We start from the raw sequence: 15,111 nt of genomic DNA, 5'->3' as shown, positions 1-15,111 counted from the left end.
CCTGCGGAGAACGACCGTCAGCAGGACTGGCGGTCGCTCCTACAACCGGCGGCCGGGAGCGAGCCGGGTGGGATCGCCACCCAGTCGTCCCGTGCCGGCGACGGAATCACCGTCGTTGGCGCGTACGCCCGCCTTGCTGGCCGTGCCGCCGAGCCGGACGATCATGGCGTCGGTGTCCCGGACCAGCACGTCCCGGATCTCCGCCTCACCGACCAGGGTGGCGTCGCCGGCCAGCCCCCGGAACGCGGTGAGCTGGTTGATCGCCCGCTGGTCGTTACCGGCGGCCTCCGCCGTGCGGGCGTTGGAGAGCCGGTTCGACAGTTGGGTGTGTGCCCGAGCGGTGAGCCGACCCGTCGCCTTGAACCGGTCCAGCAGGTTCTGCATGTCCCGGAACGAGGTGGTGACGAAGAATCGGACCGTCGTGGTGGTGGCGTTACCCGCCTTGTCGGTCGCGGTCACCGTCAGCTCGTGCAGCCCCAGCGGCAGCTCGTACATCGCCTGGAGGGTGCCACTGACGTACGGGCGGTCGTCGAGCCGGCCGACCACGGTGGCGATCCCCGAGGTGGGGTCGACCGCCTGCCAGGACACCCGTACGTCCTGGCTGTCGCCGTAGAGCTGGCCGTCGGCGATGCCGGAGACCAACAGCGTCGGCTTGGTGCCGTCGATGCGAACCACCGCCGACTTGAGCGTCTCGGCGTTGCCCGCGTTGTCGGTGGCCCGGTAGAGCAGCTCGTGGGTCCCGTCGCCGCTGATCTCGACCGGCTCGGTGTACGGCGTCCAGTCGCCGCCGTCCAACGACCACTCCAGCGACCCGACCCCGGAACCGGCGTCGGTCGAGGAGAGCACCACCGGGATCGTGCCGTCGTGCCAGCCCGCGTCGTTCGCCGGGGCGAACGCCGCGGTGCTGACCGGCGCGGTGGTGTCGATCCGGACGTCGACCGTCCGGGTCTCCTCCACGTTGCCGGCCTCGTCGACCGAGCGGAACCGCAGCTCGTGCTCACCGTCCCCGGAGACCGCCACCGGCGCGGTGTAGGCGGTCCAGGTGTCGGCGTCGTCGAGCTGGTACTCGGTGCGGGCCACCCCGCTGCCGCCCTCGTCGGTGGCGGTCAGCGTCACCGTCGTCGGGCCGGTGTACCAGCCCTCCACCGGCGTACCGGCCACCTCGGCGGTGGTCACCGGCGCGGTGTCGTCCACCGTGCCGGTGCTCAGCCGGAAGTAGTCGAACGACACCTGCTTCGAGGCGGTCTGGTTGCCCCCGAGGGCGAACAGGCCCACCTTCGGGGTCGCCCCGACCGCCGCGTTGGTCAGCTCGGTCAGCGTCGTCCAGGTGGTGCCGTCCGCCGAGTACGACCCGGTGAAGGTGTCACCGGTGCGGGCCAGCCGCAGGTGCCACACCGACTCGGTCAGGCCCTCCGGGCCGGGCTGCGGGTTCTGGATCACCCCGTCGATCTCGCTGCGCAACTCGATCCGTCGCGACACCGGCGAGCCGGCCTGGTTGTCGACGACGAAGTCGAACTTGACGTAGTTGTCGTCGTCGCCGTACACGATCAACCCGCCCTGCTGGTACTGCTCGTCCAGCAGGCTGCCGTCGACCTTCGTCTCCAGCGTCCAGTCGCCGTCCGGCGCGTTCTGCAGGATGAAGTTCGTCGGCCCGGTGTTGTCGGTGCCGTAGATGTCACCGTTGGGTACGTCGATGCTCAACGCCCCGTCGGCCACCAGGTAGGCGGTGGCGTCCTCCCGGAGGATCGCGTTCCACCGGCACTTGTCCAGCGCGGTCCCGCCGAACTCGTCGGACGGGTCGACCGGTCCGGCCGGCTCGTCCGGCGTCACCTGGAACCAGTCGAACGCGGCGTCCACCACCGGCGCGGTCGTGCCGCCGTTGAGGGCGAACAGGCCGATCCGGGGGTTCTCGATGCCCTCCAGCGCTGCCGCCCGACCGACCGGGGTGAAGGTCAGACCGTCGGACGAGAGCGACGCCGTCAGGCTGGTGCCGTCGCTGCTGATCCGCAGGTGGACGGTGTCACCGGCCGGTGCCGCGGTGCTGTCGGCACCCTCGTTGCGAGGCGTACCCGCGGTCTCCCGGATGAACTCCACCCGCCGGCTGCCGTTGTAGAGCAGGTCCACCTTGGCGTAGTTGTCGTCGTCGCCGTAGACCAGCAGGCCGGCCTGCTGGTAGTCGGCCGTCACCGGCAGGGTCACCTTGGTGGTGGCCTGCCAGGCGCCCGACGGTGCCGGTTGGAGCACCAGGTTGGTGGCGTCGTTGCGGCTGCCGTACAGGTCGCCGGCCGAGGTGGGCAGGCGCAGTGTGCCGTCGGAGACGGACAGGAGCTGGTTCTCCCGCACCACACTGGTCCAACGCTCGCGGTCCAGGGTGGTGCCGCCGAAGTCGTCCGAACGCGTGCCGACGCAGGAGGTGTTCGGCGCGTCGACCCGGACCGGCACGGTGGCGTACGAGAAGGCGCCCCGGCTGTCGGTCACCGTCAGGGTCGCGGTGAAGTTGCCGGGCCGCTCGTACGTGTGCTCGGCCTGGAGCGTGTCGGCGGTGCCACCGTCACCGAAGTCCCACTCGTACGTCAGCGGGGTGTCGCCCTCCGGGTCGACGGCGGTGCCACCGAACGCGACGGTGACCGGCGCGGTGCCGGTGCCCGGCGTGGCGGTGGCGGTGACCGTCGGCGGGGCGTTGTCGGTGACGCCCTTGCCGACGAAGTCCGCCCAGTTGACGTTGAACAGCGAGCCGGAGCCGCCGCTCGGGTGCCGGGCCACGAAGAACAGAGATCCACTCGCCGGCCCGGTGACCGGGGCGGTGACGTCGGTGTACGTCTGCCAGTCACCGGTGCCCGGGACGGTGGCCGTGGCGACCACCGGTCCGTCGACCGCGCCGGCCCGGACCTCGATCACACCGCCCTCCACGCCGGAGGAGGCGCGGAACCGGATCTCGGAGATCTCGGTCAGGTCGGCCGGGTCCACCGACCACCAGTCGCCGTCCTCGATGAAGCCGATGTTCTCGCCACCGCCTGCGGTATCGCCGGTGGCCTCGCGCTGCACGCCGGGCTCACCGCCGCCGGTGCCGTCGGCCGTGCGTCCGGTGTCGCTGAAGTACTCGGCCTGCTTGCGCTTCGGCTGGAGGATCTCGATGATCCGCCCGGTCAGCGGGCTGGCGCCGCCGGAGCCGCCCTTGTCGGTGTAGGTCGCCTCCAGCACGGTGAAGACGTCCGCCTCGGCGCCGTGACCGGCGGCGAGCTGGGTCTGCACCGTGCCGCTGCACCCGGTGTGCTGCTCCAGCGGGTGCGCGTGCTCGTCGTGCCCGAGCAGCACCTGGAGCTGGACGTCGGCGCAGTCGATCTCGCCGTCCTCCGGGTCGGTCACCTTGATCGAGTACTTGACCTGGTCGCCCCAGTTGAAGAAGCCACCGTTGGGCGGGAACTCGATCTCCACCGTCGGTGCGGTGTTGCCCACGGTCACCGGGACGTTCGCCACCGCCGTACGGCCGTTGGGGTTGGTCACGGTGAGCTGGGCGGTGTAGTTGCCGGCCTCGGCGTACGTGTGGGTGGGGTTCGCCTCGGTGGAGGTGCCGCCGTCGCCGAACGCCCAGGAGTACGTCAGCACGCCGCCGTCCGGGTCACGTGACCCGGCGCTGGAGAACTCGACCGTCAGCGGCGCCGGACCGGAGGTCGGCTCGGCGGAGGCCACCGCGATCGGGGCCCGGTCACCGGCGATGTAGTCGATCCGGTAGACGCCGGAGTTGTCGTTGTTGCCGCCGAAGCCGCTGCCCCACTCGATCAGGTACATCGCGCCGTCGGGGCCGAACTCGAAGTCCATCGGACGGATGAAGGTCATCCCGGTGAGCAACTGGTTGATGTCGACCAGTTCCCGCCCGTCGGCGCTGACCTGCATCGTGTACATCTTGGACTGGTTCCACTCGCCGAGCAGCGCCTTGCCGTCGTAGTACGCCGGCCACTTGCGGTCCGAGTCGAGGTCGGCGTCGTACCGGTAGACCGGGCCGCCCATCGGCGCGCCACCGCCACCGATCTCCGGGAACCGGGGGTCACCGCTGTAGCCGTAGTCGACGGTGGCCGCGATGGCCGGTGGCAGGTTGGTCAGGCCGGTGTTGTTGGGCGAGTTGTTCACCACGGCGGCGCAGTCGAACTTCGCTCCGCTCGGGCCGGACGGGAACTGGTAGTCGTTGTACGCCTGGTTCCCACCGTGGCAGTACGGCCAGCCGTAGTTGCCGGCCTCGGCCACGATGTTCCACTCGACCAGGCCCGCCGGGCCACGGTTCGGGTTCGCCGAGGCGGCGTCCGGACCGTAGTCGGCGACGTAGAGGGTGTCGGTGGCCAGGTCGATGCCGATCCGGAACGGGTTGCGGAAGCCCATGCCGTAGATCTCCGGCCGGGTCTTCTCGGTGCCCGGCGGGAACAGGTTGCCCTCCGGGATGGTGTACGTCCCGTCGTCCTCCGGGTGGATCCGCAGGACCTTGCCGCGCAGGTCGTTGGTGTTGCCGGAGGTGCGCTGCGCGTCGTAGTCGGCGCGGCCCGGCCGCTCGTCGATCGGCGTGTACGCGTCCGACTGGAACGGGTTGGTGTTGTCACCGGTCGCCAGGTAGAGGTTGCCGGCCGAGTCGAACGTCATGGTGCCGCCCGCGTGGCAGCAGGTGTTGCGCTGGGTGTCGACCTGGAGGACGACCTTCTCGGAGGCCGCGTCGATCGCGTCACCGCTCACCGTGAACCGGGACAGCACGTTGCGCGCCACCCCGTCGTTCGGGGCGTAGTAGAGGTACACCCAGTTGTTGGTGGCGAAGTCCGGGTCGAGGCGGATGCCGATCAACCCGTCCTCGTTGCCGGTGAAGACGTCGAGGTCGATGGCGGTGACCGTGTTGCCGGTGTCCGGCTTGACGATCTGCACCCGGCCGTCGCGCTCGATGTAGAAGACCCGGCCGTCCGCGGCCACGTCCAGCTCCATCGGGTTGCTGGTGTTGCTGTCCAGCGTCACCTTCTCGAAGCTGGCGGTCAGCGAGGCGCCGCAGTCGGCGTCCTGCACCCCGGCCGCGGTCCGGATGCCGCCGAGCAGATGACCGAGGAACTGCGGCTCGGCGTACGACTCGTTGGTGTGGCCGCCACCGGTGTACCAGGCCCGGCCGCCGTCGTAGTCCTGGCACCAGGCGATCGGGTGGTCGTGACCCATCGCGCCGGAGCCGGGGGAGTAGCTGGTCTCGTCCAGCGTGGCCAGCACGTGCACCTTGCCGCGCGGGTTGGTGCGGTAGTTGTACCACTCGTCGAACCGGGACCAACGGTCCGGCAGGTCCGCGGTGGACGGGTGCGCCGGGTCCTCCACCTTGACCGTGGCCTGCTGGTTGGCCGGGTGGCTGTTGAAGTACGCCCCGACCAGGCCGCCGTACCACTCCCAGTCGTACTCGGTGTCGGAGGCGGCGTGGACGCCGGCGTACCCGCCACCGGCCCGGATGTAGCGCTCGAACGCCGCCTGCTGGTCGGCGTTGAGCACGTCACCGGTGGTGGAGAGCCAGATCACCGCCTGGTATCCGGCGAGGTTCTGGTCGGTGAAGGCGGTGCTGTCCTCGGTGGCGTCCACGGTGAACCCGTGTTCCGCGCCGAGCTGCTGGATGGCGGCGATGCCGCTCGGGATCGAACCGTGCCGGAAGCCGGCGGTCTTGGAGAAGACCAGCACCGAGAACGGGTCGGCCTCGGCCTGCGGGGCCGGCGCCTGGGCTACCGGAACGGGGGCGGCCTGGGCGGCGGGTGCGCCGGCGAGCGTGGTCGCGGCCAGTCCGAGGGTGAGAAGGGTGGCGGTCATGGGCACGCGCATACGGCGTGGTCGGAACACTCCGGTCTCCTTGATCCTTGCCGGACAGGGGTCGCGGGGGCCGGCTCGCCGAAGACCGTCCCTGATGGAGCCGCAGCCGGAGTGCCGTGCCAGGGCTTCCGTTGCGGCATTATGTCGAATCGCTGAACAAATTAATTCCGCTGAATCGATCCATGGCAAGGTTTCGATGGGTAACGTTTCGGTATCGGTGGGCTGTAATTACCGTTTTTATGTGTGAAGCACGCATTCCCCCTGTGCAAGGCGGGGTCCCCTGCTAACGCCTGCGGTAGAGGAAGGGACCCCTCCTAACGCCGGCGGCGGAGCAGGCCCCCCTGGCGGGACGCACCTTGGCAGGTCAGCGGATCTGTCGTACGGTGGCCACGCAAGTGACCCACGGGAGCCCGGTCGACCGGGCTGAGAGGGGGGCTGTGAGCCCCCGACCGTCGAACCTGATCCGGGTAATGCCGGCGCAGGGAGGAGAGTTGCCGTGCCGTCCCTGGGACGACTGCATCTGATCACCGACACCCGGCCCGGGCGGGATCCGCTCGCCGTGCTCCGGGCCGTACTGCCGGTGGCCCGTACCGAACTCCTGGTGCAGGTCCGGGTCGAGGACTCCGCGACCGACCGCGAGGCGTACGACCTGACCCGACGGGTCCTCGCCCTCTGCGCGCCGTACGCGGTCGACTGCCTGGTCAACGACCGGCTGCACGTGGCGTTGGCCACCGGCGCGGCCGGTGGTCACGTCGGCGCGGACGACCTGCCGGTCGCGGCGGCGCGGCAGGTGCTCGGCCCGGCCGCCGTGCTGGGGGCCACCGCCCGCGAACCGGCCTCGGCCACCGAGGCGGTCGGTGCCGGCGCGAGCTATCTGGGCGTCGGTCCGTGCCGGGCCACCACCACCAAGGACGGGTTGCCGCCGGCGATCGGCGTCTCCGGGCTGCGGGCCGTGGCCGAGGCGGTCACCGTGCCGGTGTTCGCCATCGGCGGGGTGACGGTGGCGGACGTGCCCGCGCTGCGCGCCGCCGGGGCGTACGGGGTGGCGGTGGTCGGTGTGCTCTCGGCCGCCGCCGATCCGGCTCGCGTCGCGGCGGAGCTGATCGGAGCGTTGACGTGTTAGCAGGGGACCCTTCCTCTACCGCAGGCGTTAGTAGGGGGCCCTTCCTTACACCCGACGTAGCTGTCGTGGGTGGGGGGCCGATCGGGCTGGCGATCGCCTGGCGCTGTGCGGCGCGCGGGTTGCGGGTGGTGGTGCACGATCCCGCGCCCGGCTCGGGTGCCTCGCACGTCGCCGCCGGGATGCTCGCGCCGGTGGCCGAGGCGTACTTCGGCGAGCAGGAACTGACCGCCCTGCTCACCGAGTCGGCCGCCCGCTGGCCGGCGTTCGCCGCCGAGCTGACCGAGGCGACCGGCGCCGACATCGGCTACCGCACCGAGGGCACGCTGATGGTCGGGCTCACCGCCGACGACCTCGCCGAGGCGCGTCGCCTCTGGGCGTACCAGCAGGGACTGGGGTTGCCGGTGACGCCGCTGCGCCCCTCGCAGCTGCGCGACCGCGAGCCGGCGCTGGCGGTCCGGGTCCGTGGTGGGGCGCTCGCCGCCACCGACCACCAGGTCGACCCGCGCCGCCTGGTGCCGGCACTGCGACTCGCCGCCGAGCGGGCCGGTGCGACGGTGGTCCCGGAGCCGGTGCGGACACCGGCCGACGTCCGCGCCCGGGTGACCGTGATCGCCGCCGGCTGCGGCGCGGCCGCCCTCACCGGGTTGCCGGTCCGCCCGGTGAAGGGCCAGGTGCTGCGGCTGCGCGCGCCCGACGGCGGTCCGCCGGGCTTCCGGCACGTCATCCGGGGGTACGCCGACGGCGAGCACGTCTATCTGGTGCCCCGCGACGACGGTGAGGTGGTCGTCGGGGCGACCGTCGAGGAGCGCTCCGATCTGGCGGTCGGTGCCGGCGCGGTGCTGCGACTGCTGCGTGCCGCGACCGATCTGTTGCCGGAACTGGCCGAGTACGACCTGGTGGAGGCGATCGCCGGGCTGCGCCCCGGCACCCCGGACAACGCCCCGATCCTGGGTCCGTTGCCGGGCCGGCCGGACGTGCTGGTCGCCACCGGTCACCACCGGCACGGCATCGTGCTCACCCCGGTGACCGCCGACCTGATCACCGACCTGGTGACCGGGGCGACCGTCGACACCATCGGCCGCCCGTTCCGCCCCGAGCGCTTCGCCGCCGACGCCGGACCGGGTGACCGGTTCGGCGCGTTCGTCGCCGACGCCGGACCGGGCGAGGGCTTCGGCACGTCCGCTGCCCACGTCGGACCGGGGGACGGCCTCGGCGCGTCCGGCGACGCCATCCGACCTGCGCAGTGAACGGAGGATGCCTGATGGAGTTGACGGTGAACGGTGTCGGACGCCATGTGTCGGACGAGGTCACGGTCGCCGAACTGGTCCGCGACGTGACCCCGCAACCGCGCGGCGTCGCGGTGGCGGTCAACGGCGAGGTGGTGCCGCGTACCGACTGGCCGGCGACGGTGCTGCGGGGCGGCGACCGGGTCGAGGTGCTCAGCGCCGCCCAGGGCGGGTGAGCGGGATGGACCGCACACCGTCGACTGACGGGCCCGAGGTGGACGCCGGCATGAAGGGCTTCGAGCTGGGCGGGGTCCGGTTCGGCTCCCGGCTGGTCCTGGGCACCGGCGGGGCCGCCAACCTGCACGTGCTGGAGCAGGCGATCCGTGCCTCCGGCACCGAGCTGGTCACGCTGGCCCTGCGCCGGGTGGACACCGTCGCGGTCGGCTCGGGCGGCCTGCTCGACCTGCTGGACCGCTGTGGCGTACGTCTGCTGCCGAACACGGCCGGCTGCTACACCGCAGGTGAGGCGGTGAAGGTGGCCCGGCTGGCCCGGGACGCGTTCGACACCGACTGGGTCAAACTGGAGGTGATCGGCGACGAGCGCACGCTGCTGCCCGACGGGGTGGAGCTGCTGCGCGCCGCCGAGGAACTGGTCGACGACGGGTTCACCGTGCTGCCGTACACGTCGGACGATCCGGTGCTGGCCCGGCGGCTGGCCGACGTGGGTTGCGCTGCGGTGATGCCGGCCGGCGCGCCGATCGGCTCCGGGCTGGGCGTCAACAACCCGCACCACATCCGGCTGATCCGTCAGGACGTGACGGTCCCGGTGATCCTCGACGCGGGCATCGGCACTGCCTCGGACGCGGCCCTGGCCATGGAGCTGGGCTGTGACGCGGTCCTGCTGGCCAGCGCCGTCACCCGGGCCGAGGACCCGGTCGCGATGGCCACCGCGATGCGGTACGCGATCGAGGCGGGCCGCCTCGCGTACGGCGCGGGACGTATTCCGCGTCGCTTCCACGCGCTCGCCTCCACGCCCGACGACGGTCGACCAGACCTGTGACCCGCCACGTCGCCGATCCTGGTGTTGACCCGCCCCTCCAGGAGACTCTTCGTACCAAGCTCCAGCTGGTCTCGGGTGTGGTGCTGTTGACGGATCGCTGGGCGGCGCGGGGGGACCTGCGCGATGTGGTGGCGCAGGCGGTCGCCGGGGGAGTGCGGTGCGTGGTGCTGCGCGAGAAGGACCTGCCGCGTGTCGAGCGCCTGGTGCTCGCGGCCGAGCTGCGACCGATCCTGGCCGAGGCGGGCGGCACCCTGATCGTCGCCGGCCCCGACCCGCTCCTGCCCGAGACCGAGCCCGCCCCGCGGATTCCCAGCACCTTCGGCGGGGCATTCGTCGCGCTCCACCTGCCGGCCGCCGGCCCGTACCCGCCACCCGTCGCCGACCTGGTCGGCCGCTCCTGCCACGACGAGGCGGAGCTGGACCGACTCACCACCGAGGACTACGTGACCCTGTCACCGGTCTTTCCCACCCGCAGCAAGCCCGGTTACGGCCCACCGCTGGGCCCCGACGGCCTGGCCGCCCTGGTGGGTCGCAGCCCCGTGCCCGTTCTCGCTCTGGGCGGCATCGAGACTCCCGCACAGGTCCGGGCCTGCGTGGAGGCCGGCACCACCGGTGTGGCCGTGCAAGGCGCCATCATGCGCGCCCGAGACCCCCACCAGGTCGCCACCACCCTCACCACCGCCCACCACGAGCTTCTCCAGAAGCAGCCCCCACCAGGTCTTCGACGGGCGCCCACGAAGCCCCACCCCGCCAGCCTCTCCCAAGGCAGGACACCCGAAGCCGCCACCTATCCGTCCCGACGGGCGACGCCCACCACGGGGCTGCGGCCGACCGTGCCCACGCAGGGATCAAGCCTGACCGCCCGGAGTGGGCACGGTCGGCCGCAGCCCTGAACCGCAACCCAGAACAAGCAAGAACCAAGCCAAGAGGAGACACGTGACAACCCCGACCACCGTGCTCACCGTCGCCGGCTCGGACTCCGGTGCCGGTGCCGGCATCCAGGCCGACCTCAAGGTCTTCGCCGCGCTCGGTGCGTACGGCACGAGTGTGCTCACCGCAGTGACCGCGCAGAACACCCGGGGGGTGGACGCGGTCCTGCCGTTGCCGCCGCAGATGGTCAGCGACCAGTTGGACAGCGTGTTGTCCGACTTCGAGGTGCGCGCGGTCAAGACCGGGATGCTCGGTACGCCGGCGGTGGCGCAGGCGATCGCCGAGGCGGCGGCGGCCGGTCGGTTGCCGCAACTCGTGGTCGACCCGGTGCTGGTCGCCACCAGTGGACATCGTCTCGGCGTGGTGGAGGCGGTGGAGCGGCTGTTGCCGTACGCCCGGGTGGCGACGCCGAACAGCGCGGAGGCCGCCGCCCTCACCGGGGCGCCGGTGACCGGCGTGGCGGAGATGACGGCGGCGGCGCGGGCGCTGGCGGCGGGCGGAGCCGAGTGGGTGATCGTGACCGGCGGTGACGTGGACACCGGCGATGAGGCGGTGGACGTGCTGCACGGTCCGGACGGCACGACGGTGCTGCGGGCCCCACGGGTGCCGACCCGGCACACGCACGGCACCGGTTGTTCGTTCTCGGCGGCGACCGCCGTGCGGCTGGCACTGGGCGACCCGGTGCCGGCGGCGGTCGCCGCCGCCAAGGAGTACGTCACCCGCGCGCTGGCCGGTGCGCGGGACTGGGAGTTGGGCGCGGGACGCGGCCCGATGGACCACTTCGGCTGGTCCGCTTAGGCGAGGGAGGCTGTCATGCAGGCACGTCGCAAGGTCTATGTCGAGGGTTCGCGACCGGACGTCCGGGTGCCGTTCGCGGAGGTCGAGCTGACCGGGGACAACCCGCCGGTCCGGCTCTACGACACCGCCGGGCCGGGCTCGGACCCGGAGGTCGGTCTGCCGCCGTTGCGGGGACCGTGGATCGCCGAGCGGGGGGACGTCGCCCCGGTACGCGGTGCCGGAACCCCGTTGGGCGGGGCGGACGGCAACCGTCCCACGCAGCTCGCGTACGCGCGGGCCGGGGTCGTCACGCCCGAGATGGAGTTCGTGGCGATCCGGGAGGGGATGGCCCCGGAGTTCGTCCGGGACGAGATCGCTGCCGGTCGGGCGGTGCTGCCGCTGAACATCAACCACCCGGAGTGCGAGCCGGCGATCATCGGCAAGGCGTTCCTGGTCAAGGTCAACGCCAACATCGGCACCTCGGCGGTGACCTCCTCGGTGGCCGAGGAGGTCGAGAAGTTGACCTGGGCGACCCGGTGGGGCGCGGACACCGTGATGGACCTGTCCACCGGCAAGCGCATCCACGAGACCCGCGAGTCGATCGTGCGCAACTCGCCGGTGCCGATCGGTACGGTGCCGATCTATCAGGCGCTGGAGAAGGTCGGCGGCGACCCGGTGAAGCTGACCTGGGAGGTGTTCCGGGAGACCGTGATCGAGCAGGCCGAGCAGGGCGTGGACTACATGACGGTGCACGCCGGGGTGCTGCTGCCGTACGTGCCGCTGGCGGTCGACCGGGTGACCGGCATCGTGTCGCGGGGCGGATCGATCATGGCGGCCTGGTGCCTGGCGCACCACGAGGAGAACTTCCTCTACACGAACTTCCGGGAGCTGTGCGAGATCCTGGCCCGCTACGACGTGACGTTCTCGCTCGGCGACGGGTTGCGGCCGGGCTCGATCGCGGACGCCAACGACGAGGCCCAGTTCGCCGAGCTGCGGACGCTGGGCGAGCTGACCCGGATCGCCTGGGAGTACGACGTGCAGGTGATGATCGAGGGGCCGGGCCACGTGCCGATGCACAAGATCAAGGAGAACGTGGACCTCCAGCAGGAGTGGTGCCACGAGGCGCCGTTCTACACGCTCGGTCCACTGACCACCGACGTCGCGCCCGCGTACGACCACATCACCTCGGCCATCGGCGCGGCGATGATCGGCATGTTCGGCACCGCGATGCTCTGCTACGTCACGCCCAAGGAGCACCTGGGGCTGCCGGATCGTGACGACGTCAAGGCGGGGGTCATCGCGTACAAGATCGCGGCGCACGCGGCGGACCTGGCCAAGGGGCACCCGGGCGCGCAGGCCTGGGACGACGCGCTCTCCAAGGCGCGGTTCGAGTTCCGGTGGGAGGACCAGTTCAACCTCTCGCTCGACCCGGAGACGGCACGGTCGTACCACGACGCCACGCTGCCCGCCGAGCCGGCGAAGACCGCGCACTTCTGCTCGATGTGCGGGCCGAAGTTCTGCTCCATGAAGATCAGTCAGGACCTCAAGGAGTACGCCGCCCGGGGCATGCAGGACAAGTCCGAGGAGTTCCTCGCCTCCGGCGGGCGGGTGTACCTGCCGCTGGCCTGACGACCGTCCCGGCTACTCCCGGTGGTGCCGGCCGGTCGGCCGCAGTCGGCGGCGGGTCTCCTTCGGCAGCGGCTCGTCCTCGATCGACGGGCGGCCGAGTCCGGCCACCCAGTCGACGTACTCCTCGTCCTGCGCGGCGAGCGGTTCCTCCTGCTCCGCGGGCTCGGTCTCCGCGGGGCGGGGCCGGCTGCGCCGGAACAGTCCCCGGCGGCCCTTCTCCCGCTCGTGCTCCGGCGCGGCAGGCTCGGCACGGGGGACGGGCGGTTTGGTGAACGCGGCCGTCAGGTCGCGGGCGGCTGCCGCCGGGTCGGTGGAGACCGCCGGAGCGGCACTGGCGAAGGCCGCCGAGACGTCCCGGGCGGCTGCCGCCGGGTCGGGCCCGGTGGTGGAGTCGACCCGGTCGGCGGCGTCGTCCGACGGTCCGTCGGTGCCCGATCCGGTCGGCGGCGCGGTCTCGTCGGCCGGGTCGGGGCGGCGGGCCGGTGCGAAGGCGTTCCAGGACTCCGTCGTGTTCAGGTCGGGCAACGGGAGGCGGTGTCGGGGCCAGGGTGCGGTCTCCGGCCCTTCCGCCGGACGGGCCGCCGGTGTCACCGCCGTGTCCGGCAGACCGCCGTCGGTCGGTACCCCGTCGTCGTGCGCCGACGCGGGATCGGCGCCCGGCGGCACGGGCACGGTGTCGGCGGAATCCGTACCGCCGCTCTGGTTCGGCCCGGCCCAGGGCGGCGGCGTGTACGCGCTCGGGCTCGGATCGTCGAACGGGCTCGACGACCGGGCCTGGTCGCCGGACCGGGTTGCCGGCACGGCCCGGTTCGGCGGTTCGGCGAGGGGACGTGGCGTGCGGGTACGCCCGGGTGCCCGGCCCGCCGTCGGGGTGAGGTCACCGCCGTCGCCGACCGGGTCGGGCCCACCTGACGACGGCCCGTTGATCGCGCCGGTCATCGGCTGGTCCGGACGTTCGGGACCGTTCGGCAGCGGGTCCGTCGCCTGGACGGCGAGGGCCGGTGTGCCGAGAGTGTCCAGGTCGACGGCGGTGGGCCGGGTGGCGCCGGGGCCGGCGTCGGTGACCGCGCCGTGGTCGGAGGTCGTGGTCGCGTCGCGGTCGGCCGTGGTCGCGTCGTGGTCGGTCTCGGGCGTCTCGTGGTCGGCACCGATGGCGGAATCGGGGGCCGCGTCGGAGACGTCGCCGCGAGCGGCGCCGACGGAGAGGGGACCAGCAGCGGTGGAGCCGGTGTCCGCGTCCGACTCGTCCGGTCGTCCGCTGCCCGACGGGGTGCCGCTGGTCGACGGGGTGCCGGTGGTCGAGTCCGCCACTGCGGCGGAGGAAGTCCCGTCGGCGGCCGATGCGAGGTCGCCGTCGATGGTCGGGCCGGCGGCGATCGGGACGCCGGGCCTCGGCGAGGTGCCGGTCGGCGGTCCGTCCGGCGTGGCGGGTACCGGGGGAGCGGGCTCGCCGGGCCAGTGCCAGTGCGGTGGCGACACGTCGCCCGTGGCCGACAGGCCGGGGCTGGTGGTCGGCAGGCCGGGGCTGGTGTGCGTACCGCCGGGTGGGTCGGCCACCACGACGGCCCCGGCGGCGGCCCCGGTGCCGGCCGGACGGTCGGCGGGACGCGCGGCCGACGTCGGCAGGGTGGGGGAGGCCGGCAGAGGTTGCAGGATCGCGGTCGGTTCGATGGCGGTCCCGGCGCTGTCGGCGGTGTCGCGGTCGAGGACGGCGAGGGGGAGCAGCGCGGCGGCGGCCGACCCGAGGGCACCGACCGCGACCGTGATCAGGGCGCCGTAGTAGGGCGCGAGCTGGTATCGATCGCTCGCGTCGCCAGGACCGGCGGCCAGGTAGGCGAACGCCACCAGGATCGGCCCGGCCACCCCGCTCGGGCCGCTGATCAGCGGCGGCTGCCCGCGCCACCGCGCCAGGGCGCCGGTCGCGGCACCGGCCAGCAGTCCGATCAGCGGCAGGAGCAGCAGGGTCAACCGCTGCGCCGCGTCGGCGGAGAGCCAACTCGGTTCCAGCACGCCGAGGCGTACCGGGGTCAGTGGCCCGGTCGCGGCCAGCGACGGTGCGACGGACAGCAGCGCCAGCAGCCACACCGCGCCGGCGATGCCGGCCATGTTCCAGGCGAAGGCCGGCCGGAGCAGGGCGGCCAGCGCGGCGCCCGCGCCGACCACCGCACCGAGGACGGCGCAGATGGCGACGGCCCAGACCGGGTCGACCGAGACGAGTTCGACGGCGCGGGCCGGTCGCATGCACAGCGGCGCCACCACGACGGCTCCCAGCGCGGCGCTGCACGCCACGGCCAGTTGACGATGCGTACCGGTGAGCCCACCGTGGCGCTCGGCGAGACGTTCGGTGAGTACGGCGCCGACGACGGCGGCGTTCGCCGCGAACCACCCGGCCCAGACGAGTTGGGCCGGCCACTGGTTGACTGTGGTGCCGGTGAAGGCGCCGGTGAGGCGGAGAATGCCGAAGCCGAAGGCGACGCCCAGCTGACCGGCGGCGGCCAGCAGGCTGACGCCGAACGCCGTGAGCAGTAGCCGGCTCAAGGTCCGATGGGCCATGGTCG

The 15,111-nt window shown here is 72.6% G+C and carries 8 protein-coding genes, 1 pseudogene and 1 riboswitch; of the genes and pseudogenes, 7 read left to right on the top strand and 2 right to left on the bottom strand.

Annotation, left to right across the window (positions count from 1 at the left end):
* Positions 1–39: 39 nt before the first annotated feature.
* On the bottom strand, positions 40–5,808 hold the full coding sequence (locus HUT12_RS28265) for a ThuA domain-containing protein (RefSeq protein ID WP_254876978.1): 5,769 nt from the start codon (positions 5,806–5,808) through the stop codon (positions 40–42).
* Between the two features lie 393 nt (positions 5,809–6,201).
* Positions 6,202–6,310: riboswitch (TPP riboswitch) on the top strand.
* Here HUT12_RS28265 and HUT12_RS28260 point away from each other — a divergent pair.
* The 7 genes and pseudogenes from HUT12_RS28260 (at position 6,305) to thiC (ending at position 12,553) form a co-directional block, all read left to right on the top strand.
* A complete protein-coding gene (locus HUT12_RS28260; RefSeq protein WP_176095237.1) occupies positions 6,305–6,931 on the top strand; it encodes a thiamine phosphate synthase in 627 nt (208 codons plus the stop codon). Its footprint overlaps the riboswitch before it by 6 nt.
* Positions 6,925–8,178 (top strand): glycine oxidase ThiO, encoded by a 1,254-nt coding sequence (gene thiO, locus HUT12_RS28255; protein ID WP_176095236.1) that lies wholly within the window; start codon positions 6,925–6,927, stop codon positions 8,176–8,178. Before HUT12_RS28260 ends, thiO begins: the two co-directional genes overlap by 7 nt.
* Before the next feature lie 14 nt (positions 8,179–8,192).
* On the top strand, positions 8,193–8,393 hold the full coding sequence (thiS, locus tag HUT12_RS28250) for a sulfur carrier protein ThiS (protein WP_131055157.1): 201 nt from the start codon (positions 8,193–8,195) through the stop codon (positions 8,391–8,393).
* Positions 8,394–8,443: 50 nt separating this feature from the next.
* A complete protein-coding gene (locus tag HUT12_RS28245; RefSeq protein WP_176096013.1) occupies positions 8,444–9,217 on the top strand; it encodes a thiazole synthase in 774 nt (257 codons plus the stop codon).
* An 80-nt stretch (positions 9,218–9,297) separates the two neighbouring features.
* Positions 9,298–9,870: pseudogene (locus tag HUT12_RS28240) on the top strand (thiamine phosphate synthase); the annotation flags it as partial.
* Between the two features lie 283 nt (positions 9,871–10,153).
* On the top strand, positions 10,154–10,945 hold the full coding sequence (thiD, locus tag HUT12_RS28235; RefSeq protein WP_131055161.1) for a bifunctional hydroxymethylpyrimidine kinase/phosphomethylpyrimidine kinase: 792 nt from the start codon (positions 10,154–10,156) through the stop codon (positions 10,943–10,945).
* Positions 10,946–10,960: 15 nt separating this feature from the next.
* A complete protein-coding gene (gene thiC / locus HUT12_RS28230) occupies positions 10,961–12,553 on the top strand; it encodes a phosphomethylpyrimidine synthase ThiC (RefSeq protein ID WP_176095234.1) in 1,593 nt (530 codons plus the stop codon).
* A 12-nt stretch (positions 12,554–12,565) separates the two neighbouring features.
* On the opposite strand, the gene HUT12_RS28225 is transcribed toward thiC, so the two are convergent.
* Entirely contained in the window at positions 12,566–15,106 is a 2,541-nt protein-coding gene (locus HUT12_RS28225; protein ID WP_176095233.1) for a hypothetical protein, read from the bottom strand.
* Positions 15,107–15,111 lie beyond the last annotated feature (5 nt).

The sequence above is a fragment of the Verrucosispora sp. NA02020 genome, assembly GCF_013364215.1.
Lineage (GTDB): Bacteria > Actinomycetota > Actinomycetes > Mycobacteriales > Micromonosporaceae > Micromonospora.
This window is presented reverse-complemented; position numbering and strand designations above follow the sequence as displayed.